Origin of the sequence: Pseudomonas aphyarum (assembly GCF_028657055.1) — a bacterium.
GTDB classification, from domain to species: Bacteria; Pseudomonadota; Gammaproteobacteria; order Pseudomonadales; family Pseudomonadaceae; genus Aquipseudomonas; species Aquipseudomonas aphyarum.
This window is the reverse complement of record NZ_JAMDGS010000019.1, coordinates 49,014-73,621: the sequence shown is the minus strand read 5'-3', so window position 1 is coordinate 73,621 and position 24,608 is coordinate 49,014. Positions and strand designations below refer to the sequence as shown.

Sequence of the window (24,608 nt, the reverse complement as noted above, 5' to 3'; positions counted from 1 at the left end):
CAAATCAAGGTTCAGCCTGTGGGAAACTCTAGCCCGCCTGCGCTGGCAGCGACCTGACAGGCAGATTACAACTTTGTCAGGTTGGCGCTCACCGCGTTTGCCCACGGTATAACGTCCTCGTTCCCGCAACCCGAGTCGCCCATGAAACTGCTGATCGTCGAAGACCAACCCAAAACCGGCCAGTACCTGCGCCAGGGCCTGACCGAGGCCGGTTTCAACACCGAACTGGTGGCCGACGGCACCACCGGCCAACAATTGGCGTTGAGCGGCGACTATGCGCTGCTGATCCTCGACGTAATGCTGCCCGGTCGCAATGGCTGGCAGATCCTGCAAGCGGTGCGCAGCGCCGGTCTGGAAACGCCGATCCTGTTTTTGACCGCCAAAGACACCGTGGAAGACCGGGTTCACGGCCTGGAACTGGGCGCCGACGATTATCTGGTCAAGCCGTTCGCCTTCTCTGAACTGCTGGCCCGGGTGCGCAGCCTGTTACGCCGCGGCAGTTCCACGCCTCAGGAAACCAGCCTGCGCCTGGCCGACCTGAGCCTGGACCTGATCCGCCGCCGGGTGGAACGCAGCGGCCAACGCATCGACCTCACCGCCAAGGAGTTCGCCCTGCTGGAAATGCTCCTGCGCCGCCAGGGCGAAGTGCTGCCCAAGTCGCTGATCGCCTCGCAGGTCTGGGACATGAACTTCGACAGTGACACCAATGTGATCGAAGTGGCGATTCGCCGACTGCGCCTGAAGATCGATGACGATTTCCCCAACAAGCTGATTCACACCGTGCGCGGCATGGGTTACGTCCTTGAAGAGCGTGCCGACTGATGCGCCGACTGTCCTTGAGCGGCCGGCTGGCGCTGTTGTTCGCCGGCTGTACCGCAGTGGTTTCGCTGGTCGCCGGGGTGGTTTTCAATCGGGCCAGCGAGGGCCACTTCATCGAACTCGACCAGCAACTGCTCGAAGGAAAACTGCTCAGCGTACGTCAGACGCTGCTGAGTGGTAGCGACGCTGCGCACATCACCGACGAGTTGAGCCAGCAGGGCGATGTCTCGCTGCGCATCAGCAGCCCTGAGGGGCAGCGCTGGTTCGGCCGCTCGTTGCACACCCCGGCAAACCTGCCGCAGCAGCCCGGTCTGGCCACCATCAACGACAACGGCACCGACTATCGCCTGCTCAACGCCGCGCTTGAACCGGAAAAACCGGATTCCCCGCAATTGACCTTGCTGCTGGACATCACCCACCACCAGCACTTTCTGCAACGCATGCAGCATCTGATCTGGCTGACCGTCGGCCTTTCGGCGCTGGCTACCGCGCTGCTCGGCGCCTGGGCTGCTCGCAGCGGTTTACGCCCGCTACGACGAATGAGTGCCGTAGCTCGGGGGATTTCGGCGCAATCGCTGAATGCCCGACTGCCGGAAGCGCGGATGCCCGCAGAACTCGCGGAATTGGCCCACAGCTTCAACGCCATGCTCGGACGCCTCGATGACTCCTTTCAGCGGCTGTCAGCGTTCTCCGCCGACATCGCCCATGAGCTGCGCACCCCATTGTCGAACCTGCTGACCCACACCCAGGTCACCCTGACCCGCCCTCGCCCCCTCGAAGACTATCGCGAGGCGCTGCACAGCAACCTCGAAGAGCTGCAATGGATGGCGCAGTTAGTGAACGACATGCTTTACCTGGCCAAGGCTGACCACGGTTTGCTGGTGCCCAAGCGTGAACCGCTGGAGCTGGCGGAAGAAGCCGACGCGTTGCTGGAATTTTTTGCGCCGCTGGCCGAAGACGCTCAGGTCAGCCTGAGTCGTGAGGGTGCGGGGCAGTTTGCGGGTGATCGCGCGATGTTGCGTCGGGCGCTGTCGAACCTGCTGGATAACGCGTTGCGCTTTACCCCTGCTAATGGCGAGCTGCGCGTGCGGGTGGCCGAGCAGGCGAAATCCTTGAGCGTGACGGTGGAGAACAGTGGCGAGGGGATTTCTGCTGAGTTGTTGCCGCGTTTGTTCGACCGGTTCTACCGGGCGGATCCAGCGCGCCAGGAAGGCAGCAGCGAGCATGCGGGATTGGGGCTGGCGATTACTCAGTCGATCATCCGGGCCCATGGCGGGCAGATTCATTGCGAATCGGCTCAGGGCTGGACGCGGTTTGTGATTGAGTTGCCGAAAAACGATTGAGGCCGGCAATGCCGGCCTCAATGCGGGAACTCACGAATAGCGCAACGCGTGCGCCGGTTCGATCTTCGCCGCCCGCCACGCCGGGTAAACCGTGGCCAGGAAGCTGAGGATGAAGCCCGCCGAGCAGATCAGCAGCACGTCGCCGCCCTGCAACTCCGATGGCAGGTTGCTGACGAAGTACACGTCCGAACTGAAGATGTGCTGCCCGGTCACGCGCTCGACCCAGCCCACCATCTCACTGACATTCAGCGCGGCAATCACGCCCAGCACACCTCCGATGATGGTGCCGACGATGCCGATCACCGTGCCCTGCACCATGAAGATCGCCATGATCTGCCGTGGTGTGGCGCCGATGGTGCGCAGGATCGCGATGTCCGCGCCCTTGTCGTTCACCACCATGATCAGGGTCGCGATGATGTTGAACGCCGCCACCGCGACAATCATCAGCAGCAACAGGCCGATCATGGTTTTTTCCATCTTCATCGCGCTGAACAGGCTGCCCTGGGTGTGGGTCCAGTCGTCAGCCTTGAAATCGGTGCCGAGGCCGCTGGCAATGTCCGACGAAACCTTCGGCGCGGCGTACAGATCCTTCACCGCCAGACGCACGCTCTGCACCTGATTCGGCTCCCAGTGCTGCATGGTCGCGGCGTCGGAGACGTGGATCAGGCCCATGGAACCGTCAAGTTCGGCACCGACCTTGAACACGCCGACAACATTCAGACGCTGCATGCGCGGGGTGATACCGCCCGGCGCGGTGCTGACTTCCGGCACGATCAGGGTGATCTTGTCGCCGACATTGAGGCGGAAACGCCGGGCGGTGATTTCGCCGAGCACTACGCCGAATTCGCCAGGCTTCAAGGCATCGAGACGGCCCTGAACTATGTGCTGGGCAACGATCGACACCTTGCCCTCCTGGGCCGGATCGACGCCGCTGATCTGGATCGGCTGCATCATACCCTTGTAGGACAGCATGCCTTCCATCTCGGTGAACGGCACGGCGGCCGTCACTTCCGGGTTCTTCATCGCGGCGGCGGCCACTGGCTGCCAGTCGTCGATCGGCTTGACGCCGACGATGGTCGCGTGAGGCACCATGCCGAGGATGCGCGAGCTCATTTCGCGCTGGAAGCCGTTCATCACCGACAACACTACGATCATCGCCAGCACGCCGAGGGCGAGACCGATCATCGAGGTCATCGAAATGAACGAAACAAAGCGATTGCGGCGCTTGGCGCGGGTATAGCGCGTGCCGATAAAGATCGATAACGGTCTGAACATTCGCTGGGGCACCGTATAAAAATAAAAGACCCGATGCCTTTTCAGGCACCGGGTTTCAAGCCGTCAGATGGGGGTCAGGCAACCTTCCTGCAACTGCAGGACGCGGTCCATCTGGCGAGCCAGGTTCATGTCGTGAGTCACCACCAGAAACGCCGTGCGCATCGAAGTGCTGAGTTCCAGCATCAGATCCTGAATGCCTTCGGCGGTATGGGAGTCGAGGTTGCCGGTCGGCTCGTCGAGCATCACCAGGCCTGGATTGTTCACCAGTGCCCGGGCGATGGCCACACGCTGGCGTTCGCCACCGGACAGTTCTGCCGGCTTGTGTTCCAGGCGATGGCCCAGACCAACCCGCTCCAGCAGCGCCGTGGCACGCTGACGCGCTTCCGGGATCGCGGTCTTGCCGATCAGCAACGGCATGCAGACGTTTTCCAACGCGGTGAATTCCGGCAGCAAGTGGTGGAACTGGTACACGAACCCAAGGGCGCGGTTACGCAGCAGGCCACGCTTCTTCTCGCTCAGCGCCGAGAGTTCTTCACCGTCGAGCCAGACACCACCCTTGGTCGGCGTGTCAAGACCGCCCAGCAGGTTGAGCAAGGTACTTTTGCCCGAACCGGATTTGCCGACGATCGCCACCCGCTCCCCCGGATGCAACTCCAGTTGCAGGTTGGCCAGCACTTCCACCGACTCCGGGCCTTCCTCGTAGGATTTGCCCAGGTTGCGGCAGCTCAAGATTGCTTTTTCACTCATGCCCGACTCACTCATAACGTAGCGCCTCCGCCGGCTGGGTGCGCGCGGCACGCCAGGCTGGATACAGGGTGGCGAGGAAACTCAGGACCAACGCAGCGGCGCAGACCATGACCACGTCCTGGCTCTGCACCTGCGACGGCAGGTAATCGATGAAATACACGTCGGCGTTGAGGAATTTGTGTCCGATCACGCCTTCGAGGGCCGAAATCGCGGCGCTGACGTTGAGCGCGGCGAAGATCCCGACCACGGCGCCGATGGCTGTGCCGACCACGCCGATCACCGTGCCCTGCACCATGAACGTGCGCATGATCGTGCCCGGCGTGGCGCCCAGTGTGCGCAAAATGGCGATGTCGCCCTTCTTGTCGTTCACCACCATCACCAGCGTGGAAATGATGTTGAACGCAGCGACCGCGACGATCAGCAGCAACAGCAGGCCGATCATGGCTTTTTCCATACGGATCGCCTGATACAGATTGCCGTGGGTACGGGTCCAGTCGCGGGCGTAGTAACGGTCTTCGCCGAGGCGTTGGGCGATGTTCCATGCTTCACGCGGCGCCTGGAACAAATCGTCGAACTTCAGACGCAGGCCCTGCACCTGATCAGGTTTCCAGCGGTGCATCTTCGCCAGATCCTGCAGGTTGGTGACGCCCAGGTAGCCGTCGAGCTCACCGGCGCCGACATGGAAGATGCCGACCACGGTGAAGCGCTTCATGCGCGGGAACATCCCGGCCGGGGTCACGCTGACCTCCGGCGCGACGAAGGTGATCTTGTCACCGATGCCCACGCCGAGTTTGGTCGCGGCCTTGTCGCCGATCACGATGCCGAAGCTGCCCGGCGTCAGATCGTCGAGTTTGCCCTGCTTCATGAAGTTGTCGATGATCGAGACGTTGCGCTCCAGCGCCGGATCAATGGCATTGAGCAACACCTTGGACACCTGGCCGTTGTTGGTCAGCAACCCCTGCATCTGGGTGAACGGCGCAACCGCCGCTACCTGCGGGTTCTGCTTGACCTTGGCGGCCAGGCTCGGCCAGTCGTTGATGGCTTCACCGGACTCGATGGTCGCGTGGGGCACCATGCCCAGCACGCGGGTGCGCATCTCATGATCGAAGCCGTTCATCACCGACAACACCACGATCATCACGACCACGCCAAGGGCGAGCCCGATCATCGAAGTCAGGGAAATGAATGACACAAAATGATTGCGACGCTTTGCACGGGTATAACGCGTGCCGATAAATACGAAGAGAGGTCTGAACATGTCGGGGCTTGTTCGGAGGGAAAAGGAACGTCCTTGTGGCGGGGGGCGATAACCAGCTTTACACTCAGACCACCGCCGCTACCATGGGTTCGCCATGTCGACATTAGATGAAGAAGATCGCCGCGAATACTACCGTATCGAGGACACGATCGCACTGGAAATTCGGCCCCTGTCCGCTCCCGAAGCCGCAGGCCAGGAAGTGTTGCAGGATGCTTCTCCACTGTTCAACCTGCTCAGCGAATTGCACCTGAGCGAATTCGAGTCGCAGCACCTGCTGCGCCAGATCAGTGAACGCGACCGCGCCATCTCGGCGTTCCTGAAATCCCAGAACAAACGCATCGACCTGCTCAGTCAGGTGATCGCCCTGACCGTGCTCGGCCATATCGGCGAGCCGCAACCGGTGATCATCTCCGAGGGCGGCATCGACTTTCAGCACCCGACCCCGATCGCCACCGGCGCCCACCTGTCGGTGAAACTGGTGCTGATGCCTCAGGCGCTTGGCCTGTTGCTGCGCGCCCGTGTAACCCATTGCGACCGCAAGGGCGACGGTTACGACGTCGGCACCGAGTTCGAACACCTGACCGACGCCCAGCGCCAGTTGCTCGCCCGCTATATCTTGCAGAAGCAGGCCCAGGAACGACGTCTGGCCCGCGAACAGAACGAATCAGGCATCTAAATTAAGGAAGAACCGTGACCCTTATCTACGGCCACCGCGGCGCCAAGGGCGAAGCACCGGAAAACACCCTGAGCAGCTTTCAGGAATGTCTCAAGCACGGCGTGCGCCGTTGCGAGCTGGACCTGCACCTGTCCAAGGACGGCGAGCTGATGGTCATCCACGACCCGACCCTCAAGCGCACCACCGACCGTCGCGGCAAGGTTGTCGAGCACACCGCCGCCGATCTGGTGACCTACGACGCGCGCAAGGGCGGCCCGGGCTGGATCAAGCCGTGCCCGATTCCGACGCTGGAAGAGCTGTTCGAAAAGTGCGACTTCGAGCACTGGCAGCTGGAAGTCAAAAGCGCTTCGCGCACCCGCGCCGCGACTACCGTGCTGGCCATCCGTGAAATGGCGGTCAGGCACGGGCTGCTCGACAAGGTGACGATCACCTCGAGTTCCCGGGAAGTATTGAAGGCTGCGCTGGATCTGGTGCCTGACGTGTCACGCGGCCTGGTGGCCGAATACGCCTGGCTCGACCCGTTGAAGGTCGCGCAAAGTTACGGTTGCGAGATTCTGGCGTTGAACTGGACGCTGTGTACGCCGGAACGCCTGCAAAAGGCGCAGCGCCAGGGGCTGCATGTGTCGGTGTGGACCGTCAACGAGCCTGCGCTGATGCGCAGACTCGCCGACTTCGGCGTTGACAGCCTGATTACAGACTTTCCCGGTTTGGCCACTGCCACCCTCGGGAATTGCTGAAATCGGTCTCCCCGGCCGGCTCAGGCCACCGGCCGGAGCCCGTCAAAAAAGCCGGTTGAGGCCGTCGTACGCCGCTACCCGATAAGCTTCGGCCATGGTCGGGTAGTTGAACGTCGTGTTGACGAAGTACTTCAGGGTATTCAGTTCGCCCGGCTGGTTCATGATCGCCTGACCGATGTGCACGATCTCCGACGCCTGATAACCGAAGCAGTGAACGCCCAGCACTTCCAGGGTTTCACGGTGGAACAGGATCTTCAGCATGCCTTGCGGCTCGCCGGCGATCTGTGCACGCGCCATGCTCTTGAAGAACGCCTTGCCCACTTCGTACGGCACTTTGGCCTGGGTCAGTTCCTGCTCGTTCTTGCCGATCGAGCTGATCTCCGGAATGGTGTAGATGCCGGTCGGCACGTCATTCACGAAACGCCAGCTGCCATTGTCGACGATGCTGCCAGCGGCCGAACGACCCTGGTCGTGGGCAGCACTGGCCAGGCTCGGCCAGCCGATCACGTCACCGGCGCCGTAGATGTTCTGCACGCAGGTGCGGTAGTTCTCGTCGACTTCGATCTGGCCACGGCTGTTGACCTTGACCCCGATGTTCTCCAGACCCAACTGATCGGTGTTGCCGGTACGGCCGTTGCACCAGAGCAAGGCGTCGGCCTTGATCTTTTTGCCGGACTTCAGGTGCAGGATCACACCGTTGTCCACGCCTTCGACGCGGTCATACTCTTCGTTGTGACGTACGGTGATGTTGTTGTTGCTGAAGTGGTAGCTCAACGCCTGGGAGATTTCCGAGTCGAGGAAGCTCAGCAACTGGCCGCGGTTGTCCACCAGCTCGACCAGTACACCCAGACCGCTGAAGATCGAAGCGTATTCACAACCGATCACGCCGGCGCCGTAAACGATCAGTTTGCGCGGGGTGTGGCCGAGGCTGAGGATGGTGTCGCTATCGTAGATACGCGGGTGGTGGAAATCGATGTCCGCCGGGCGATAAGGACGCGAACCGGTGGCGATGATGATGTGCTTGGCCACCAGTTTCTCGACAACGCCGTTGGCGCAGACCACTTCGATGGTTTGCTCGTCGGCGAAGCTGCCGGTGCCGAAGAACACGTCGACGCGGTTACGGGCGTAGTAGCCGGTACGCGAAGCGACTTGCTTGGAGATGACTTTCTCGGCGCTTTTCAACACGTCCGGGAAGGAGAACCAGCGCGGCTCGCCGATCGCGCGGAACATCGGGTTGGTGTTGAACTGCATGATCTGCCGCACCGAGTGACGCAGGGCCTTGGACGGGATGGTGCCCAGGTGGGTGCAGTTGCCGCCGACCTGGCGACGGCTGTCGACCATCGCCACCTTGCGCCCTGCTTTGGCGGCGTTCATTGCCGCGCCTTCTCCCGCCGGGCCGGAACCCAGCACCACCACGTCGTAGTTGTAGACAGCCATGCGTACTCCTCAGAACAGGCCGCGGTGCCAGCAGCACCGGCGGCTAAATCACGCCGAACGACGGCGCGAAGGAACAATTGGGGGCCAGTAGAAAACCCGGACACAGTCTATAGAAGCGTCAACGCCGCGCACATTAACCCTTGGTCGCGTCGTAGGCTACTTTTGCCTGCACTACAACGCCAGCTTTCGTACTGTTCTCAGTCAACTTTTGCGCCACTGAGCCGTTCGAAAGCGTGACTGGTGCGTGTGACGAAACCTGTATCGGCACGAATCACAAAGAATGCACCAATGTCGTGTTTTTCGGCATAGTCCCAGGCCCTTTCAGGCCCGAGAATCAGCAACAGCGTCGATAGTCCATCGGCCATCAGCGCTGAAGGATGAATCACCGTGACCGACGCCAGATCGTGTAGGACGGGCGCCCCGGTCCGGGCATCGAAGGTGTGGGAATAGCGCCGGCCATCCTGCTGAAAATAGTTGCGGTAGTCGCCGGACGTGGACAGGCCGTAGCCATCGATATTAATGACACGCTCTGCCACTTGCTGATCGTCACGCGGCTCTTCCAGAGCGATACGCCATGGCGAACCATCGGGCTTCTTGCCGGATGCCTTTAGCTCGCCGGTGGCTTCGGCAAGGTAATCATGAATGCCCAGGGCCTCGAGCCGCGCGGCAATGGTGTCGACTGCGTAACCGGCGGCGATGCTGTTGAAATCCACCTCGGCCGCCGCGTCCTTGCACAACCGGTCGCCGTCGATGCGCAGGTGCTGATGACCGACTCGCTGCCGCACTTCGGCCAGCGCCGCCGCATCCGGGACTTTTTCTTCACGCCCCTGCGGGCCGAACCCCCACAGATTCATCAGCGGTTCTACCGTGAGGTCGTAGGAGCCTTCGCTTTGTTGCGACAGCTGCTCGCCCACGCGGATCAATTCAAGGATCGGCGCGGGCATGACCTGACAGCGATCAGCCGGCAATGCATTGAAGCGCGAGATGTCGGAGTCTGCGCGGTAAGTCGACATCTGCCGGTCGACGTCCGCGAGGACTTTTTCCACTTCGACACGCACCTCCTGCGGGGCAGGCAGATTGGCGTGGCGCACGTACTTGATCGAATAGGTGCTGCCCATCGTCGGGCCGCCGAAAGTCTCAAGGGAATCGCCACTGCCGCAGCCGGACAAAAAGCCGGTCAGCAGCACGAGAATCCCCCACCGTCCAGTTAACAATTCTTCATCTCCCCGCAAAACCGCGCCGGCCATTATGGGCTACGAGCGCAACGCTTTCTTACAAGATTTAGAGTGAGTACCTACCCATGTCCTCCACGACCGGCAAAGGCAAGGCGATTTTTCGCGTTGTCAGCGGCAACTTTCTCGAGATGTTCGACTTCATGGTCTACGGCTTCTACGCCACGGCCATTGCCAAGACCTTCTTTCCCACCGACAGCGCCTTCGCTTCCCTGATGCTCGCCCTGGCCACGTTCGGCGCAGGCTTCCTGATGCGCCCGTTGGGGGCGATTTTTCTCGGCGCCTACATCGACCGTCACGGCCGACGTCAGGGCCTGATCATCACATTGGCCCTGATGGCGGCCGGCACCGTGCTGATTGCCTGCGTGCCGGGCTACGCCACCCTTGGGGTAGCCGCGCCGCTGATCGTGCTGTTCGGCCGATTGCTGCAAGGTTTCTCGGCCGGCGTGGAACTGGGCGGTGTGTCGGTGTATCTGGCGGAAATCGCCACTCCGGGCCGCAAGGGCTTTTTCGTCAGCTGGCAGTCCGCCAGCCAGCAGGCAGCGGTGGTATTTGCCGGGCTGCTCGGTGTCGGCCTCAACCACTGGCTGAGCCCGGAACAGATGGGCGAATGGGGTTGGCGCGTGCCGTTCCTGATCGGCTGCATGATCGTCCCGGTGATTTTCGTCATCCGCCGCTCGCTGGAGGAAACCCCGGAGTTCCAGGCGCGCAAACATCGCCCTACCCTGCAGGAAATCGTCCGTTCGATCGGTCAGAACTTTGGCATCGTCATCGCCGGCATGGCGCTGGTGGTCATGACGACGGTGTCGTTCTACCTGATCACCGCCTACACGCCGACGTTCGGCAAGGCGGAACTGCACTTGTCGGACTTCGATGCGTTGCTGGTGACCGTGTGCATCGGTCTGTCGAACTTCTTCTGGCTGCCGGTGATGGGCGCGGTATCTGACAAGGTCGGGCGTAAACCCCTACTGTTGGCGGCGACGATTCTGGCGATCCTGACCGCTTACCCGGCGTTGTCGTGGCTGGTGGCGAACCCGAGCTTCAGCCATTTGCTGATCGTCGAGTTGTGGCTGTCGTTCCTGTACGGCTCGTACAACGGGGCGATGGTGGTGGCGCTTACCGAGATCATGCCGGTGGAAGTTCGTACGACCGGTTTCTCGCTGGCCTACAGCCTGGCGACCGCAACCTTCGGCGGATTTACGCCGGCGGCCTGCACTTATCTGATCCATGTGCTGGACAACAAGGCGGCACCGGGCATCTGGCTCAGTGGCGCAGCCGTATTGGGCCTGATCGCCACACTGGTGCTGTTCCGTGGCAACAGGCACGAACTGCGCACAGCGCAAGCCGCCATCCCCCGCTAAGGCAAATCGCGCACAAACAAAAACGCCCCGACCTAAGTCGGGGCGTTTTCATTTGCAGCCAAGGCTTAGCGCGGGAACGCTGGCGGGTTTACACCGGCCATGTCTTCCATCACGCGGATCACCTGGCAGCTGTAGCCGAACTCGTTGTCGTACCAGACGTACAGAACAACGCGGTTGTCCTGAACGATGGTCGCTTCAGCGTCGACCACACCGGCGTGGCGCGAGCCCACGAAGTCGGTCGAAACCACTTCCTGCGAGTTGACGAAGTCGATTTGCTTGTGCAGATCGGAGTGCAGCGCCATGTAGCGCAGGTACTCGTTCATCTCTTCACGGGAGGCGGCTTTCTCAAGGTTCAGGTTGAGAATGGCCATCGACACGTTCGGCGTCGGAACACGGATCGCGTTACCGGTCAGCTTGCCGGCCAGCTCAGGCAGGGCCTTGGCAGCAGCGGTGGCAGCACCGGTCTCGGTGATCACCATGTTCAGCGCGGCGCTACGGCCACGGCGATCGCCCTTGTGGAAGTTGTCGATCAGGTTCTGGTCGTTGGTGTACGAGTGAACGGTTTCGACGTGACCGTTGATGATGCCGAACTTGTCATTCACGGCTTTCAGCACCGGCACGATGGCGTTGGTGGTGCAGGAAGCGGCGGACACGATCTTGTCGTCAGCAGTGATTTCGCTGTGGTTGATACCGTGAACGATGTTCTTCAGCTTGCCCTTGCCAGGCGCGGTCAGAACAACGCGGTCGATACCCGGGCACTGCAAGTGCTGACCCAGGCCATCGGCATCACGCCATACACCGGTGTTGTCCACCAGCAGCGCATCTTTGATGCCGTACTGGGTGTAATCCACTTCGGTAGGGTTCTTCGCGTAGATAACCTGGATCAGGTTGCCGTTGGCGGTGATGGTGTTGTTTTCTTCGTCGATGGTGATGGTGCCGTTGAACGAACCGTGTACCGAATCGCGACGCAGCAGACTGGCGCGTTTGGTCAGGTCGTTTTCGGCGCCCTTGCGCACCACGATGGCACGCAGACGCAGGCCGTCGCCGCCACCGGTTTTCTCGATCAGGATACGTGCCAGCAGACGGCCGATACGACCGAAGCCGTACAGCACAACGTCGGTGCCTTTGCGTGCCGAAGCGTTTTGCTGGCCAACCACGTCAGCCATTTCTTCGCGAACGAATTGCTCGGCGGTGCGGCCGTTGCCTTCGTTGCGGAATTTGTACGCCAGTTTGCCCAGATCTACCGAGGCCGCGCCGAGCTTGAGCTCGCTCATGGCCTTGAGCAGCGGGAATGTTTCGTGGACGGAGAGTTCGCTGTCGTCGGCAGAGCGGTGGCGAGCAAAGCGGTGAGCTTTGAGAATCGCGATGACAGACTGGTTGATCAGGCTGCGGCCATAGATCGAGCTCACCACGTTGTTGTTGCGGTAGAGCTGACCGATAAGCGGAATCATCGCTTCTGCGAGTGCTTCACGGTCGATCCATTCACCAAGACACTGGTCGGGCTTCTGAGTCACGGTAACCTTCCACATGTAGGGGCAGAAAAAAGGGGCTACATTATGCCGCCGAGAACCTCTTGTAGCAATGCGCGCTTGTCGCGCAATCGGTAACAAAAATCCGTCCAAAAAAATAACGCTCCCCGCCAGCCCAGTAAAACCGGGGCTTCCAGCGCAGCCATTTTTTCGACGACTGTTAGACGATGTCTGTAACCCTCCGTAACACCACCGACATTTGGCACTACATAACCGTAAAAAAAGCGCTGGTTTTTATGGTTACCACTACATTTTTCCCAAACAGCGCAGATAGACGCATCCTGCAACTGACAGGCGGCACCGGACGCCGCTACAATTACCGACTTTGTCGCAACGCCTGGAGCTCAACCTTCCGTGCCTGTTCTGCGTCTACCGCTTCTCCCTGCCGCGGCAGGTAAACAGCACTGGGGCAACCTCCCCGGTGCCGCCCTGAGCCTGGCGATTGCCGAGGCTGCCAGCGCTGCCAAGCGCTTCACGCTGCTTTTGACCGCCGACAGCCAGAGTGCCGAACGGCTGGAGCAGGAGCTGAGTTTCTTCGCCCCGGATTTGCCGGTACTGCATTTCCCCGACTGGGAAACCCTGCCCTACGACCTGTTTTCGCCGCACCAGGACATCATCTCCCAGCGCATCGCCAGCCTTTATAGACTGCCGGAGCTGGAACATGGCGTGCTGGTGGTGCCAATCACCACCGCCCTGCACCGTCTGGCGCCGACCAAATTCCTGCTCGGCAGCAGCCTGGTGCTGGATGTCGGGCAGAAACTCGATGTCGAGCAAATGCGCTCGCGGCTCGAAGCCAGCGGCTATCGCTACGTCGACACGGTCTACGAGCACGGCGAGTTCACGGTGCGTGGCGCGTTGATCGACCTGTTCCCGATGGGCAGCAAACTGCCTTATCGCATCGACCTGTTCGACGACGAAATCGAAACCCTGCGTACCTTCGATCCGGAAAACCAGCGCTCCATCGACAAGGTCGATTCGGTCAAGCTGCTGCCGGCCAAAGAATTTCCGCTGCAGAAAGACGCGGTCACCCGCTTCAAGGCGCGCTTTCGCGAGCGTTTCGACGTCGATTTCCGTCGCTGCCCGATCTTCCAGGACCTGAGCAGCGGCATCACACCGGCCGGTATCGAGTACTACCTGCCGCTGTTCTTCGAAGAAACCTCGACCCTGTTCGATTACCTGCCGCAGGACACGCAAGTGTTCTCGCTGCCGGGCATCGAGCAGGCGGCGGAAAACTTCTGGAATGATGTGCGCAATCGTTATGAAGAGCGTCGCGTCGATCCATCCCGTCCTCTATTGCCGCCGGCCGAACTGTTCCTGCCGGTGGAAGACTGCTTTGCCCGCCTGAAGAACTGGCCGCGCGTGGTCGCCAGTCAGCAGGACGTTGAATCCGGCGCCGGTCGTGAGCGCTTTCCGGCGCAGGCCTTGCCGAACCTGGCGATCGAAGCCAAGGCCACCCAGCCGCTGGCCGCGCTGTCGGCCTTCCTCGACGAGTTCCCGGGTCGCGTGCTGTTCACCGCCGAATCCGCGGGCCGTCGCGAAGTGCTGCTGGAGTTGCTGGATCGCCTGAAGCTGCGCCCGAAAACCGTCGACAGCTGGCCGGACTTCGTCGCGAGCAAGGATCGCCTGGCGATCACCATCGCCCCGCTCGACGAAGGCCTGATGCTGGACCACCCGGCGCTGGCACTGGTCGCGGAGAGTCCGCTGTTCGGCCAGCGCGTGATGCAGCGTCGTCGTCGCGAAAAACGCGCCGACGCCAACAACGATGCGGTGATCAAGAACCTCACCGAGCTGCGCGAAGGCGCGCCGGTGGTGCACATCGACCACGGTGTCGGTCGTTATCTCGGCCTGACGATTCTGGAAATCGACAATCAGGCTGCCGAATTCCTGACCCTCGAATACGCCGAGAATGCCAAGCTCTACGTGCCGGTGGCCAACCTGCATTTGATCGCCCGTTACACCGGCAGCGACGATGCGTTGGCTCCGCTGCACCGCCTCGGCTCCGAGACCTGGCAGAAAGCCAAGCGCAAGGCCGCCGAGCAAGTGCGCGACGTGGCTGCCGAACTGCTCGATATCTACGCCCGTCGCGCCGCCCGCGAAGGTTATGCGTTCGCCGATCCGAAGGCCGACTACGCGACCTTCAGCGCCGGTTTCCCGTTCGAAGAAACCCCGGACCAGCAATCCACCATCGAAGCCGTGCGCGAAGACATGCTCGCGCCGAAACCGATGGATCGACTGGTCTGCGGCGACGTCGGCTTCGGCAAGACCGAAGTGGCCATGCGCGCCGCGTTCATCGCCGTGCATGGTGGCAAGCAAGTGGCGATTCTGGTGCCGACCACCCTGCTCGCCCAGCAGCACTACAACAGCTTCCGCGACCGCTTCGCCGACTGGCCAGTGACCGTGGAAGTGATGAGCCGTTTCAAGTCGGCCAAGGAAGTGAACGCTGCGGTAGCCGAATTGGCCGAAGGCAATATCGACATCGTCATCGGCACGCACAAGCTGCTGCAGGACGACGTCAAGATCAAAAACCTCGGACTGGTGATCATCGACGAAGAGCACCGTTTCGGCGTCCGTCAGAAGGAACAGCTCAAAGCCCTGCGCAGCGAAGTCGACATTCTTACGCTGACCGCCACGCCGATTCCGCGCACGCTGAACATGGCGGTGTCGGGCATGCGCGACCTGTCGATCATCGCCACGCCGCCGGCGCGACGCCTGTCGGTGCGCACCTTCGTCATGGAGCAGAACAAGAGCACGGTCAAAGAGGCCTTGCTGCGTGAGCTGCTGCGCGGCGGTCAGGTCTATTACCTGCACAACGACGTGAAAACCATCGAGAAGTGCGCCGCCGACCTGGCCGAACTGGTGCCGGAAGCGCGGATCGGCATCGGCCACGGGCAGATGCGCGAACGCGAACTCGAACAGGTGATGAGCGACTTCTACCACAAGCGCTTCAACGTGCTGATCGCCTCGACCATCATCGAGACCGGCATCGACGTGCCGAGCGCCAACACCATCATCATCGAGCGCGCCGACAAGTTCGGTCTGGCGCAGTTGCACCAGTTGCGCGGTCGCGTTGGTCGTAGCCATCACCAGGCTTACGCCTACCTGCTGACCCCGCCGCGCCAGCAAATCACCGGCGATGCGGAAAAACGCCTGGAGGCGATTGCCAATACTCAGGATCTGGGTGCGGGCTTCGTGCTGGCCACCAACGACCTGGAAATCCGTGGCGCCGGCGAACTGCTGGGCGACGGTCAGAGCGGGCAGATTCAGGCGGTCGGATTCACGCTGTACATGGAGATGCTCGAGCGCGCGGTGAAGTCGATCCGCAAGGGCGAACAGCCGAACCTCGATCAACCGCTCGGCGGTGGCCCGGAGGTCAACCTGCGGGTACCGGCGCTGATTCCGGAAGATTATCTGCCGGACGTGCATGCACGCCTGATCCTGTACAAGCGCATCGCTTCGGCCACCGACGAAGAAGGCCTGAAGGATCTGCAAGTGGAGATGATCGACCGCTTTGGCCTGTTGCCGGAACCGACCAAGAATCTGGTGCGCATCACGGCGCTGAAATTGCAGGCCGAGCAGCTGGGCATCAAGAAAGTCGATGGCGGCCCGCAAGGCGGACGCATCGAGTTCGCGGCGCAGACGCCGGTCGACCCGATGACCCTGATCAAACTGATCCAGAGCCAGCCAAAACGCTACAAATTCGAAGGCGCCACGATGTTCAAGTTCCAGGTGCCGATGGAGCGCCCGGAAGAGCGCTTTAATACTGTGGAGGCGCTGTTCGAGCGCCTCATCCCGAAAACTGCTTGAAGGACGCCGCATGCGCCTGTTTCGCTCTCTGACTTTGCTACTGACTCTGGTGGCACCTACGGCGTTTGCCGATGACCTGTATCAGGTCGAAATGATTCTGGTACGCCAGAACGCCGTGCCGGCAATCGTCAGCCGTGCCGCACCGGAAGACTGGGCGGCCGGCGCCCAACGTTTGGGCGATGACAGTAAACGCACCCCGGCGCTGAACGATGTTGTGACCAAACTTACCGCCAGCGGCGAGTACAGCGTGCTGATGCATAAAGCCTGGCAGCAGACCCTTGGCGAGACGCCAGCCAAGGTCGCAGTCAGCGAAGGTCAGGAGCAGTTCGGCCAGTTCCCGATCGAAGGCACGATTGAAATGAAGCTCGGTCGCTTCACCGACGTGAACGCCGACTTCTGGGTCAACCAGATCGACGCCAACGGCATGGTCACCGCCAGCGAGCGCCTGAAACAGGACAGCCACACCAAGAATGGCCAACTCAACTACCTCGATAACGGCCACCTGGCCCTGCTGATCAAGATCACTTCACTGACGGCGCCCGCGCCTCGGGAAGCGCCTGAAGTCGTTCCGGACTGATCGAAGTCCTTATGTCCCCGCCACTGAGTAAACCGCTGGCCTCCTCCTGGGTCAGCCGATTCAAGGAACAAAGCCTGGAGCGCGGCCGCCGCTACGCGCTGGAAAACCGGGTGCGATTCGTGCAGGTCGGCGATGCGACCATTACCGCCAGCTGCGAAGGCTCTGGTGGCAACGTCTACCGTCAGACGATTCACTTGCGCGAGTCAGCCAAAGGCACACTGTTGATGGTCGACGCCACGTGCACCTGCCCGGTGCACAGCAACTGCAAGCACTGCGCGGCGGTGCTGCTGCAAGTGCAGGAAACCCTCGAATACCCCGCCGCTGCCAAAGACGCCGAACTGCTGGAAAAACTCCAGGCCGTGCTGGAAAACCGCAGCCCGAAGGCGCCACCGCAAGTGCTGGTGGACAACGTGCAACCGGTGCCGCGCCTGTGGCTGGCGAGTGTCGAGTTCAGCGCGTTCGAACCGCGCAACGGCAAGATGCAGCGTTACATCCAGCATCGCGCGGCGCTGTCCTTCAGTTACCTCGACGAATACGTCAGCGGGCAGAAAAACAGCGACATCCTGATTCGTCAGGAAGCCCAGACCCTGCGAGTCAAACGCCACCCGGACGTCGAACAAAGCTACCGCGAGCAGCTGCGAATTCTCGGTTTCCGCATCGCCACCCGCCAGAGCAAGGCTCTGCCGGAAAGCGCCGGCGAACTTTATGAGATGGTCAACGACAGCGCCTGGCTGACCTTCACCCTCAACGATCTGCCGAAGCTACGCACCCAAGGCTGGGAGCTGCTGGTCGACGATGAGTTCGGTTTCGACCTGACCGCCGTCGACGACTGGTACGCCACCGTCGAGCAGACGCCGGAGCGCGACTGGTTCGATCTGGAGCTGGGGATCATCGTCAACGGCGAGCGTCTGAGCCTGCTGCCGATCCTGCTCAATCTGATGCGCTCGCACACGGAAATCCTCAACCCGGAACGTCTCGCCCGCCGTCGCGATGATGAGCTGATTCTGGTGAACATCCCGCAACGCAACAGCGAGCACGGGCCACTGCAGGTCGCCCTGCCCCTCGGCCGGCTGAAACCGGTACTGGCGACCCTTGGCGAGTTTTATTTGCAGGAACCGGGCGAGACCACCCTGCGCCTGAGCAAGGCCGACGCCACGCGCCTGAATTCGCTGGAAGGCATTCCCCTGCTCTGGGAGGGTGGCGAGCAGATTCGCAGCTTCGCCCAGCGCCTACGCGACATCCGCGACTACAGCGCCAAAGCACCGAAGGGACTGAATGCAACGCTGCGTCCTTATCAGCTCGAAGGCTTGAGCTGGATGCAGTCGCTGCGGCAACTTGAGGTCGGCGGGATTCTCGCGGACGACATGGGCCTGGGTAAAACCCTACAGACACTGGCGCATATTCTCAGCGAGAAGAACGCTGGACGCCTGGATCGGCCGTGCATGGTGGTGATGCCTACCAGCCTGATTCCCAACTGGCTGGACGAAGCGGCGCACTTCACGCCACAGCTCAAGGTTGTCGCGCTGTACGGCGCCAGTCGTAAAAAGCATTTCGAGCATCTGGCCGAATACGACCTGATCCTCACCACTTATGCGCTGCTGCCCAAGGATGTCGAACGTCTGGCCCAGCAGCCGCTGCATGTACTGGTGCTGGATGAGGCGCAGTACATCAAGAACCCGAACAGCAAAGCCGCCCAGGCTGCCCGTGAACTCAATGCTCGTCAGCGCCTGTGCCTCAGCGGGACGCCGCTGGAAAATCACCTGGGCGAACTGTGGTCGCTGTTTCACTTCCTGCTGCCCGGCTGGCTCGGCGACGTAAAAAGCTTCAACGCCGATTACCGTGTGCCGATCGAAAAGCGCGCGAGCGAAGTCAGACTTCAACACCTCAACGGCCGGATCAAACCGTTCCTGCTACGCCGCACCAAGGAGCAGGTCGCGACTGAGTTGCCACCGAAAACAGAGATCATCCACTGGGTCGAGCTCAACGAAGCGCAGCGCGACGTGTACGAAACCATGCGTCTGGCGATGGACAAGAAGGTTCGCGACGAGATCACCCGCAAAGGCGTGGCGCGCAGTCAGATCATCATTCTCGAGGCGCTGCTCAAGCTGCGTCAGGTCTGCTGCGATTTGCGTCTGGTCAACGACGCCACCCTGCCCGCCCGTGGTAGCACGTCGGGCAAGCTCGACAGCCTGATGGAAATGCTTGAGGAATTGTTTGAGGAAGGTCGGCGGATTCTGCTGTTCTCGCAGTTCACTTCGATGCTGTCACTGATCGAGGACGAGCTGAAAAAACGCAATGTCGCCTATGCGCTGTTGACGGGACAGACCCGTGATCGGCGTACACCGGTGAAGGAATTCCAGAGCGGCAAGCGTCAGATCTTTCTCATCAGCCTGAAGGCTGGCGGTGTGGGTCTGAACCTGACGGAAGCGGATACGGTGATTCACTACGATCCGTGGTGGAATCCGGCGACCGAAAATCAGGCAACCGACCGCGCGTATCGCATTGGTCAGGAAAAGCCGGTGTTCGTCTACAAGATGATTGCCCGGGGCACGGTCGAAGAGAAGATTCAGCACTTGCAGAAGGAAAAATCCGACCTGGCGGCCGGCGTGCTGGATGGGCGCAAGGCCGGGGACTGGAAGCTGCAGAGTGACGATATCGAGGCGCTGTTTGCGCCGTTGCCGGACAAGTTTGAAAAGCGCTGAGATTTTCAGCGCCTGTTCATTCACGTCATTGCGGAGCCAGACTCAGCCCTTGAGTACGCGCACCAACGTCGATTTCACCTTGCCCATGCCATCGTGCAACGCCTGCTCGATCTCGGCCATGGTGATCACTTCAGTGGTTTTGCCCGCCGCCGGGTTCACCACCAGCGACAGACAGGCGTAATCCAGATCCAGCTCACGAGCCAGCGCCGCTTCCGGCATGCCGGTCATGCCGACGATGTCGCAACCGTCACGCTCCAGACGCACGATCTCGGCCACGGTTTCCAGTCGCGGGCCCTGGGTGCAGGCGTAAACGCCCTGATCGCTGTACTCGCAACCTTCGGCGGCCAACGCAGCAATCAGTTGCTGACGCAGCGGTTCGCTGTAGGGAAAGCTGAAGTCGATGTGTGTGACATGTTCCAGATCATCGGCGAAATAGGTGTGCTCGCGACCGCTGGTGTAGTCCACGATCTGATGCGGCACGCAGAAATGTCCGGTGCCCATTGCAGGATGAATCCCACCCACGGCGTTGACCGCGATGATCGCTTCAGCCCCGGCCTGCTTCAACGCCCACAAGTTGGCGCGGTAGTTGACCTTGTGCGGCGGAAAGCGATGCGGGTGACCGTGACGAGCGAGGAACAGCACTTCCTTGCCGGCATACTCGCCAATCTGAACTTCGGCCGATGGCGCGCCATAAGGCGTATCCACCGCCAGCGACTGACGAATGCTCAGGCCTTCCAGCTGGGTCAGGCCGGTGCCGCCGATGATTGCGTAAACCGTCATAGCGAAAAATCCTTAATCGATCAGTTGAGCGTCTTTGAGCGCGCCGACAGCGGTCAGCCAGCGCGGATCCTGACGGTATTCGGTGTTGGCGAACGCCTGACCGCGCATGCGCGCGATGCGCGGCGACGGCTTGACCTTCATGCGTTGCGCGGCGCTCAGGGCCAGTTCGGCGGCTGCTCGGTCGTTGCACACCAGGCCCATGTCGCAACCGGCGCTGAGTGCGGCTTCGATACGGCTGGCGGCATCGCCAACCACATGTGCGCCGGCCATCGACAGGTCATCGCTGAAGATCACGCCGTCGAACTGCAGCTCGCCGCGCAGGATGTCCTGCAACCAGCGCCGGGAGAAACCGGCGGGCTGTGCATCGACTTGCGGATAAATCACGTGGGCAGGCATGACGGCGGCCAGTTGCTTGCTCAGCTTGGCGAACGGCACCAGGTCGTTGGCGCGGATCTCTTCAAGACTGCGCTCGTCGTTGGGGATTGCGACGTGGGAGTCGGCTTCCGCCCAGCCATGGCCAGGGAAATGCTTGCCGGTGGCGGCCATGCCGGCGTTGTTCATGCCTTTGATGAAAGCACCGGCGAGTAGCGCGGCGCGCTCCGGGTCACCTTCAAACGAGCGCGTGCCGACGACGGCGCTGCGCTGGTAATCCAGATCCAGCACCGGCGCGAAGCTCAGGTCGAGTCCGACCGCCAGCACTTCGGTGGCCATGATCCAGCCGCATTGCTCGGCCAGATACTCGGCGTTCGGGTTGTCAGCGATGGCGCGCATGGCTGGCAAACGGACGAAGCCCTGACGCAGACGCTGAACGCGACCGCCCTCCTGATCCACCGCCAGCAGCAAGTCAGGACGAATGGCACGGATCGCCGCGCTCAGCTCGCGCACCTGGCGCGGATGCTCGATGTTGCGGGCAAAGATGATCAGGCCACCCACTTCGGGCTGGCGCAACAATTGGCGATCTTCGGCCGTCAGCCAGGTACCGGCGACGTCCACCATCAACGAGCCTTGCAGGCCAGCAGTCATAGAGATTCCTTGAAAACGAAAAACCCGTCGCACACGAAATCACCGCCCGGGGTATTGCCCGGCGGGTCGGTGATTTCAATGAGAAACGGGTTCAGAACGAGAGTCGACATGGGCGGCTAGCTTAGCGGATGTCAGCTGCCGCGCCCACCCATGGACGGTTAAACCTTGGCAGGTGCCGGTGCGGATTTGCTGCGTGGTCGCAACTGCGCGGTGGCCATGGCCGTGTCAGTGACGCCGGTTTCGGCACGCATACCGGCTGCCAGGAACGGCACCATCAGACGCATCACCTGTTCGATGGAGGTGTTGACACCGAAATCGGTCTCGGCGATCGCACGCAGAGCCTTGATTCCCGACATGCTGAATGCTGCGGCACCGAGCATGAAGTGCACGCGCCAGAACAGTTCGATCGGAGGAATGCGCGGGGCGGCTTCGTTCACCAGCAACATGTAGCGACGGAATACCTTGCCGTACATGTCTTCCAGATAACGACGCAGGTGGCCCTGGCTCTGACTGAATGCCAGACCGAGCAGGCGCATGAAGATCGACAGATCGTTGCCGCTGCGTGGTTGTACCACCAGCGCCTGCTCGACGAGAATTTCCAGCAGCTCTTCGAGCGAAGGTTTGTTCTCTGGCTTGGCCTGGCGGCGCTCCAGCTCTTTGTCGAGGCTGATGCAGAACGGACCGAGGAAGCGCGAGAAAACCGCCTGGATCAGCGCCTTCTTCGAGCCGAAGTGATAGTTCACCGCAGCGAGGTTGACCCCTGCCTTGCTGGTGATCAGACGCAATGAGGTTTCAGCGAAACCTTTTTCCGCGAACAGCTGTTCTGCAGCATCAAGAATGCGTTCAACGGTTTCCGACTGGGCCATGGCTACTCCGCCTGACAAACACTTGTTTGAAACATACGTTTCAGCCTATGCCTTGTCAAGCCTGCCAGTTCGTTTTGGGAATGGTCGGTCAGTTATTTAACCACAACAAGGACGCCACATTAATCAGCGTCGTCACTGACCGTCCGGCGGCATGGCAAAAAACGATCATTGCCAAGACCGCTTCACTGTATATAATCCCAGTCACTGTATAAAAAGACAGAGCGATCAATATGCTTAAGCTGACGCCACGCCAAGCCGAGATTCTGGCCTTTATCAAACGCTGCCTCGAAGACAACGGCTACCCGCCGACCCGTGCGGAAATCGCTCAGGAACTGGGTTTCAAATCGCCCAACGCGGCCGAAGAGCATCTCAAAGCGCTTGCCCGCAAAGGCGCGATCGAGATGACTCCCGGTGCCTCTCGCGGCATTCGCATCCCTGGCTTCGAAGCCAAGGTCGACGAATCCACCCTGCCGATCATCGGTCGAGTGGCTGCCGGCGCGCCGATTCTCGCCCAGCAGCACATCGAAGAGTCCTGCAATATCAATCCGGCCTTCTTTCATCCGCGCGCCGACTACCTGTTGCGCGTCCACGGCATGAGTATGAAGGACATCGGTATTTTCGACGGCGACCTGCTGGCGGTTCACACCACCCGCGAGGCCCGCAACGGTCAGATCGTGGTTGCGCGGATCGGCGACGAAGTCACCGTCAAACGCTTCAAGCGTGACGGCAGCAAAGTCTGGCTGATTGCCGAAAACCCCGAGTTCGCCCCTATCGAAGTCAACCTGAAAGACCAGGAACTGGTCATCGAAGGCTTGAGTGTCGGCGTCATCCGCCGCTAAAGGAGGCTTTATGCAGTTCCCACACGCACCTCAGCAAACACAACTGCCGTTGTTCGAAGCGTTTTTGGCGCAACCGCTCGCCCCCATGCTCAAGGATGTCGTCGAGCGTCCGTGGAATACCGAACCTGAAGCGTTCAGCGAGCTGTCACTGCGCGGCGCGGCCGGGAACTGCCTGAACTTGCTGGCACCGATTCTTCGCGAATTGAGCGAGGATCAGGACGCACGCTGGCTGACCCTGATTGCACCGCCTGCCAGCCTGACCCAGACCTGGCTACGCGACGCAGGATTGAATCGCGAACGCATCCTGCTGTTACAACCGCGCGGCGCCCAAAGCGCTCAGCAACTGGCCTGCGAAGCACTACGCCTGGGCCGTAGCCACACGGTCGTCACGTGGCTGAACCCACTGAGCGCAGGGTCACGGCAACAGCTGATCAGCGCCGCCCGCACCGGGGACGCTCAAAGCCTGAACATTCGTTTGAGGTGATTCAGCAACAATGCGCGCCATGTAAAGCGCAGGGCTTCTCCAGGGATAGAGAAGCCGATCTGGAGCAGTAACTGACAGACAGCGGATCAATGAAGAACCCGCGGCCCCTCATCCTTATCGAATTCGCCTTCAACCATACGCCCCGCCATTTGCACGCCGACGCTCAACATGGCTTTGGCAATTTCAACGTGCTGACCCTGCAGAAACGCCTTGGCATCCTCGGAGAAATCCAGAGTCACCAGAGAACCCTCGTCCTCGGCCCTGCGCAGTTCGATTCGGCCGTCTGGTAGCTCGACAATTTCTAGAAAGGACGTTGGCATATAGGTCTGTTCTCCACGAAAGGCAGGGATTATATAGACATCATTCAGGCTTCGCTCGGGATCTTGACCAGCAGCACGCCTCTCGTCGCCGCCAGTCCACAGCCCCTCAGCACTCGTTCAAGCCTTCACGGAAACGGATCGCCAGCCCCTTGAGGTTCTGCCGCCAGCTCTCGAGCTCTTCGCGGCTCAGCTCTTCAACCGCCTCTTCTTCATCCAGATTCACGGCCAGAATCAACGGCTGCGTCACATCGCCCTTCGGCTTGTGTGGCACCCGCGGTGGCTGAAACAGCGCCGAGTGCGCGGCCAGCAATTTAGCCAGCCAGGTCTCCCGATTGCCCGCCAGCTCGATCATCTCCGCCAGCTCAGGAATGGCAATCGACTCCAGCACTTCGCGGGTCAACAGGGTTTCCGCCCGCGACGCATTGGCTTGTGGCAGACGATAGAAGCCGGCGATTTCATGACACAGCCCCAACAACGCACCGTAGAGATGAAACAGTGCGGATTCGCGCCCGGCCTGAATCAGCGCCAGCGAATTCATCGCCCGCCCCTCTTCGACCCTGGCCAGCGCTTCCAGCGACAAACCCGCGAAATAGATCTTCTGATTGGTACGGGTATAGAGCTCGTGGGCCATGTCGGCACTCTCCACAACGAAATAATTGCTTCACACAGGCCGGACAGTGTCATGGATCAGCCGATCCGACCGCAAGCATTAAACAAAAAGGCCGCATGAAAACCCGAAGGTTGTCATGCGGCCTTTTGTGTTGAAGATGCCCAGTCAGGGCACCTTCAGATCAGCGAT

General features: G+C 61.0%; 21 protein-coding genes. 10 read left to right on the top strand and 11 right to left on the bottom strand.

Translation table 11 applies throughout. The annotated features are described in order from the left end of the window. Positions 1-141: 141 nt before the first annotated feature. Both M5G18_RS27030 and M5G18_RS27025 read left to right on the top strand, forming a co-directional pair. Positions 142-822 carry a heavy metal response regulator transcription factor gene (locus tag M5G18_RS27030; protein ID WP_011335179.1) on the top strand — a complete coding sequence of 227 codons (681 nt, stop codon included), beginning with the start codon at positions 142-144 and terminating at the stop codon, positions 820-822. After that, positions 822-2,162 carry a heavy metal sensor histidine kinase gene (locus M5G18_RS27025; RefSeq protein ID WP_273900301.1) on the top strand — a complete coding sequence of 447 codons (1,341 nt, stop codon included), beginning with the start codon at positions 822-824 and terminating at the stop codon, positions 2,160-2,162. Before M5G18_RS27030 ends, M5G18_RS27025 begins: the two co-directional genes overlap by 1 nt. A 30-nt stretch (positions 2,163-2,192) precedes the next feature. Here the strand turns inward: M5G18_RS27025 and M5G18_RS27020 are convergent, their stop codons facing one another. The 3 genes from M5G18_RS27020 to M5G18_RS27010 all read right to left on the bottom strand — a co-directional run bounded on the left by M5G18_RS27020 (position 2,193) and on the right by M5G18_RS27010 (position 5,442). Further along, entirely contained in the window at positions 2,193-3,437 is a 1,245-nt protein-coding gene (locus tag M5G18_RS27020) for a lipoprotein-releasing ABC transporter permease subunit (RefSeq protein WP_085686803.1), read from the bottom strand. Between the two features lie 63 nt (positions 3,438-3,500). Beyond that, positions 3,501-4,184 (bottom strand): lipoprotein-releasing ABC transporter ATP-binding protein LolD, encoded by a 684-nt coding sequence (lolD, locus tag M5G18_RS27015; protein WP_162831788.1) that lies wholly within the window; start codon positions 4,182-4,184, stop codon positions 3,501-3,503. A gap of 7 nt (positions 4,185-4,191) precedes the next feature. Further along, on the bottom strand, positions 4,192-5,442 hold the full coding sequence (locus M5G18_RS27010; RefSeq protein ID WP_011335182.1) for a lipoprotein-releasing ABC transporter permease subunit: 1,251 nt from the start codon (positions 5,440-5,442) through the stop codon (positions 4,192-4,194). A 94-nt stretch (positions 5,443-5,536) separates the two neighbouring features. On the opposite strand from M5G18_RS27010, the gene M5G18_RS27005 reads away from it, so the two are divergent. Together M5G18_RS27005 and M5G18_RS27000 are read left to right on the top strand one after the other, a co-directional pair. After that, positions 5,537-6,118, top strand: a complete 582-nt coding sequence (locus M5G18_RS27005; RefSeq protein ID WP_207983433.1) for a PilZ domain-containing protein — start codon at positions 5,537-5,539, stop codon at positions 6,116-6,118. Between the two features lie 14 nt (positions 6,119-6,132). After that, a complete protein-coding gene (locus tag M5G18_RS27000) occupies positions 6,133-6,855 on the top strand; it encodes a glycerophosphodiester phosphodiesterase (RefSeq protein ID WP_007953017.1) in 723 nt (240 codons plus the stop codon). A 42-nt stretch (positions 6,856-6,897) separates the two neighbouring features. On the opposite strand, the gene sthA is transcribed toward M5G18_RS27000, so the two are convergent. Beyond that, positions 6,898-8,292: a Si-specific NAD(P)(+) transhydrogenase gene (gene sthA, locus M5G18_RS26995; RefSeq protein ID WP_007953019.1), complete on the bottom strand. Its 1,395-nt coding sequence runs from the start codon at positions 8,290-8,292 to the stop codon at positions 6,898-6,900. A gap of 197 nt (positions 8,293-8,489) precedes the next feature. Continuing rightward, complete coding sequence (locus tag M5G18_RS26990) at positions 8,490-9,539, bottom strand: FAD:protein FMN transferase (RefSeq protein ID WP_273900302.1); 1,050 nt, start codon at positions 9,537-9,539, stop codon at positions 8,490-8,492. Positions 9,540-9,592: 53 nt separating this feature from the next. On the opposite strand from M5G18_RS26990, the gene tcuC reads away from it, so the two are divergent. After that, positions 9,593-10,885 carry an MFS transporter gene (gene tcuC, locus M5G18_RS26985; RefSeq protein ID WP_007953024.1) on the top strand — a complete coding sequence of 431 codons (1,293 nt, stop codon included), beginning with the start codon at positions 9,593-9,595 and terminating at the stop codon, positions 10,883-10,885. Positions 10,886-10,950: 65 nt separating this feature from the next. Here tcuC and M5G18_RS26980 read toward each other — a convergent pair whose 3' ends face one another. Continuing rightward, positions 10,951-12,414 (bottom strand): glyceraldehyde-3-phosphate dehydrogenase, encoded by a 1,464-nt coding sequence (locus M5G18_RS26980; RefSeq protein ID WP_127799034.1) that lies wholly within the window; start codon positions 12,412-12,414, stop codon positions 10,951-10,953. Positions 12,415-12,768: 354 nt separating this feature from the next. Here M5G18_RS26980 and mfd point away from each other — a divergent pair, with 354 nt between their 5' ends. Genes mfd through M5G18_RS26965 form a run of 3 tightly spaced genes read left to right on the top strand, consistent with a single transcriptional unit; the run spans position 12,769 to position 19,497 of the window. Further along, entirely contained in the window at positions 12,769-16,218 is a 3,450-nt protein-coding gene (gene mfd / locus M5G18_RS26975) for a transcription-repair coupling factor (RefSeq protein WP_273900303.1), read from the top strand. A gap of 10 nt (positions 16,219-16,228) precedes the next feature. After that, the gene (locus tag M5G18_RS26970; protein WP_007953029.1) at positions 16,229-16,795 is read left to right on the top strand and encodes a CsiV family protein; all 567 of its coding nucleotides are present in this window, start codon (positions 16,229-16,231) and stop codon (positions 16,793-16,795) included. Between the two features lie 11 nt (positions 16,796-16,806). Beyond that, the gene (locus M5G18_RS26965; RefSeq protein ID WP_273900305.1) at positions 16,807-19,497 is read left to right on the top strand and encodes a DEAD/DEAH box helicase; all 2,691 of its coding nucleotides are present in this window, start codon (positions 16,807-16,809) and stop codon (positions 19,495-19,497) included. A gap of 42 nt (positions 19,498-19,539) precedes the next feature. On the opposite strand, the gene M5G18_RS26960 is transcribed toward M5G18_RS26965, so the two are convergent. From M5G18_RS26960 to M5G18_RS26950, 3 genes are all read right to left on the bottom strand, one after another. Then, positions 19,540-20,277, bottom strand: coding sequence for an S-methyl-5'-thioinosine phosphorylase (locus M5G18_RS26960; protein WP_273900306.1), 738 nt, complete (start codon positions 20,275-20,277; stop codon positions 19,540-19,542). A 12-nt stretch (positions 20,278-20,289) separates the two neighbouring features. After that, positions 20,290-21,300, bottom strand: coding sequence for a beta-N-acetylhexosaminidase (nagZ, locus tag M5G18_RS26955; protein ID WP_273900307.1), 1,011 nt, complete (start codon positions 21,298-21,300; stop codon positions 20,290-20,292). A gap of 158 nt (positions 21,301-21,458) precedes the next feature. Further along, on the bottom strand, positions 21,459-22,166 hold the full coding sequence (locus M5G18_RS26950) for a TetR/AcrR family transcriptional regulator (RefSeq protein WP_007953037.1): 708 nt from the start codon (positions 22,164-22,166) through the stop codon (positions 21,459-21,461). A 230-nt stretch (positions 22,167-22,396) separates the two neighbouring features. On the opposite strand from M5G18_RS26950, the gene lexA reads away from it, so the two are divergent. Both lexA and sulA read left to right on the top strand, forming a co-directional pair. Further along, on the top strand, positions 22,397-23,005 hold the full coding sequence (lexA, locus tag M5G18_RS26945; protein WP_007953044.1) for a transcriptional repressor LexA: 609 nt from the start codon (positions 22,397-22,399) through the stop codon (positions 23,003-23,005). Positions 23,006-23,015: 10 nt separating this feature from the next. Next, positions 23,016-23,489, top strand: a complete 474-nt coding sequence (gene sulA / locus M5G18_RS26940) for an SOS-induced cell division inhibitor SulA (protein WP_273900308.1) — start codon at positions 23,016-23,018, stop codon at positions 23,487-23,489. 86 nt (positions 23,490-23,575) lie between these two features. On the opposite strand, the gene M5G18_RS26935 is transcribed toward sulA, so the two are convergent. After that, positions 23,576-23,809 (bottom strand): hypothetical protein, encoded by a 234-nt coding sequence (locus M5G18_RS26935; RefSeq protein ID WP_007953047.1) that lies wholly within the window; start codon positions 23,807-23,809, stop codon positions 23,576-23,578. A gap of 106 nt (positions 23,810-23,915) precedes the next feature. After that, positions 23,916-24,440, bottom strand: coding sequence for a DUF6586 family protein (locus M5G18_RS26930; protein ID WP_273900309.1), 525 nt, complete (start codon positions 24,438-24,440; stop codon positions 23,916-23,918). Between the last annotated feature and the right edge of the window lie 168 nt (positions 24,441-24,608).

What these genes read in the sequence shown, in the direction of transcription:
- M5G18_RS27010 (WP_011335182.1), bottom strand. Translation starts at nt 5,442, where the DNA reads ATGTTCAGACCTCTCTTCGTATTTATCGGCACGCGTTATACCCGTGCA.
- M5G18_RS26935 (WP_007953047.1), bottom strand. Translation starts at nt 23,809, where the DNA reads ATGCCAACGTCCTTTCTAGAAATTGTCGAGCTACCAGACGGCCGAATC.
- M5G18_RS26990 (WP_273900302.1), bottom strand. Translation starts at nt 9,539, where the DNA reads ATGGCCGGCGCGGTTTTGCGGGGAGATGAAGAATTGTTAACTGGACGG.
- M5G18_RS26930 (WP_273900309.1), bottom strand. Translation starts at nt 24,440, where the DNA reads ATGGCCCACGAGCTCTATACCCGTACCAATCAGAAGATCTATTTCGCG.
- M5G18_RS27020 (WP_085686803.1), bottom strand. Translation starts at nt 3,437, where the DNA reads ATGTTCAGACCGTTATCGATCTTTATCGGCACGCGCTATACCCGCGCC.
- M5G18_RS26950 (WP_007953037.1), bottom strand. Translation starts at nt 22,166, where the DNA reads ATGGCCCAGTCGGAAACCGTTGAACGCATTCTTGATGCTGCAGAACAG.
- M5G18_RS26965 (WP_273900305.1), top strand. Translation starts at nt 16,807, where the DNA reads ATGTCCCCGCCACTGAGTAAACCGCTGGCCTCCTCCTGGGTCAGCCGA.
- M5G18_RS27005 (WP_207983433.1), top strand. Translation starts at nt 5,537, where the DNA reads ATGTCGACATTAGATGAAGAAGATCGCCGCGAATACTACCGTATCGAG.
- M5G18_RS26970 (WP_007953029.1), top strand. Translation starts at nt 16,229, where the DNA reads ATGCGCCTGTTTCGCTCTCTGACTTTGCTACTGACTCTGGTGGCACCT.
- M5G18_RS26980 (WP_127799034.1), bottom strand. Translation starts at nt 12,414, where the DNA reads ATGTGGAAGGTTACCGTGACTCAGAAGCCCGACCAGTGTCTTGGTGAA.
- M5G18_RS26960 (WP_273900306.1), bottom strand. Translation starts at nt 20,277, where the DNA reads ATGACGGTTTACGCAATCATCGGCGGCACCGGCCTGACCCAGCTGGAA.
- sthA (WP_007953019.1), bottom strand. Translation starts at nt 8,292, where the DNA reads ATGGCTGTCTACAACTACGACGTGGTGGTGCTGGGTTCCGGCCCGGCG.
- sulA (WP_273900308.1), top strand. Translation starts at nt 23,016, where the DNA reads ATGCAGTTCCCACACGCACCTCAGCAAACACAACTGCCGTTGTTCGAA.
- M5G18_RS27025 (WP_273900301.1), top strand. Translation starts at nt 822, where the DNA reads ATGCGCCGACTGTCCTTGAGCGGCCGGCTGGCGCTGTTGTTCGCCGGC.
- lolD (WP_162831788.1), bottom strand. Translation starts at nt 4,184, where the DNA reads ATGAGTGAAAAAGCAATCTTGAGCTGCCGCAACCTGGGCAAATCCTAC.
- lexA (WP_007953044.1), top strand. Translation starts at nt 22,397, where the DNA reads ATGCTTAAGCTGACGCCACGCCAAGCCGAGATTCTGGCCTTTATCAAA.
- nagZ (WP_273900307.1), bottom strand. Translation starts at nt 21,300, where the DNA reads ATGACTGCTGGCCTGCAAGGCTCGTTGATGGTGGACGTCGCCGGTACC.
- tcuC (WP_007953024.1), top strand. Translation starts at nt 9,593, where the DNA reads ATGTCCTCCACGACCGGCAAAGGCAAGGCGATTTTTCGCGTTGTCAGC.
- M5G18_RS27030 (WP_011335179.1), top strand. Translation starts at nt 142, where the DNA reads ATGAAACTGCTGATCGTCGAAGACCAACCCAAAACCGGCCAGTACCTG.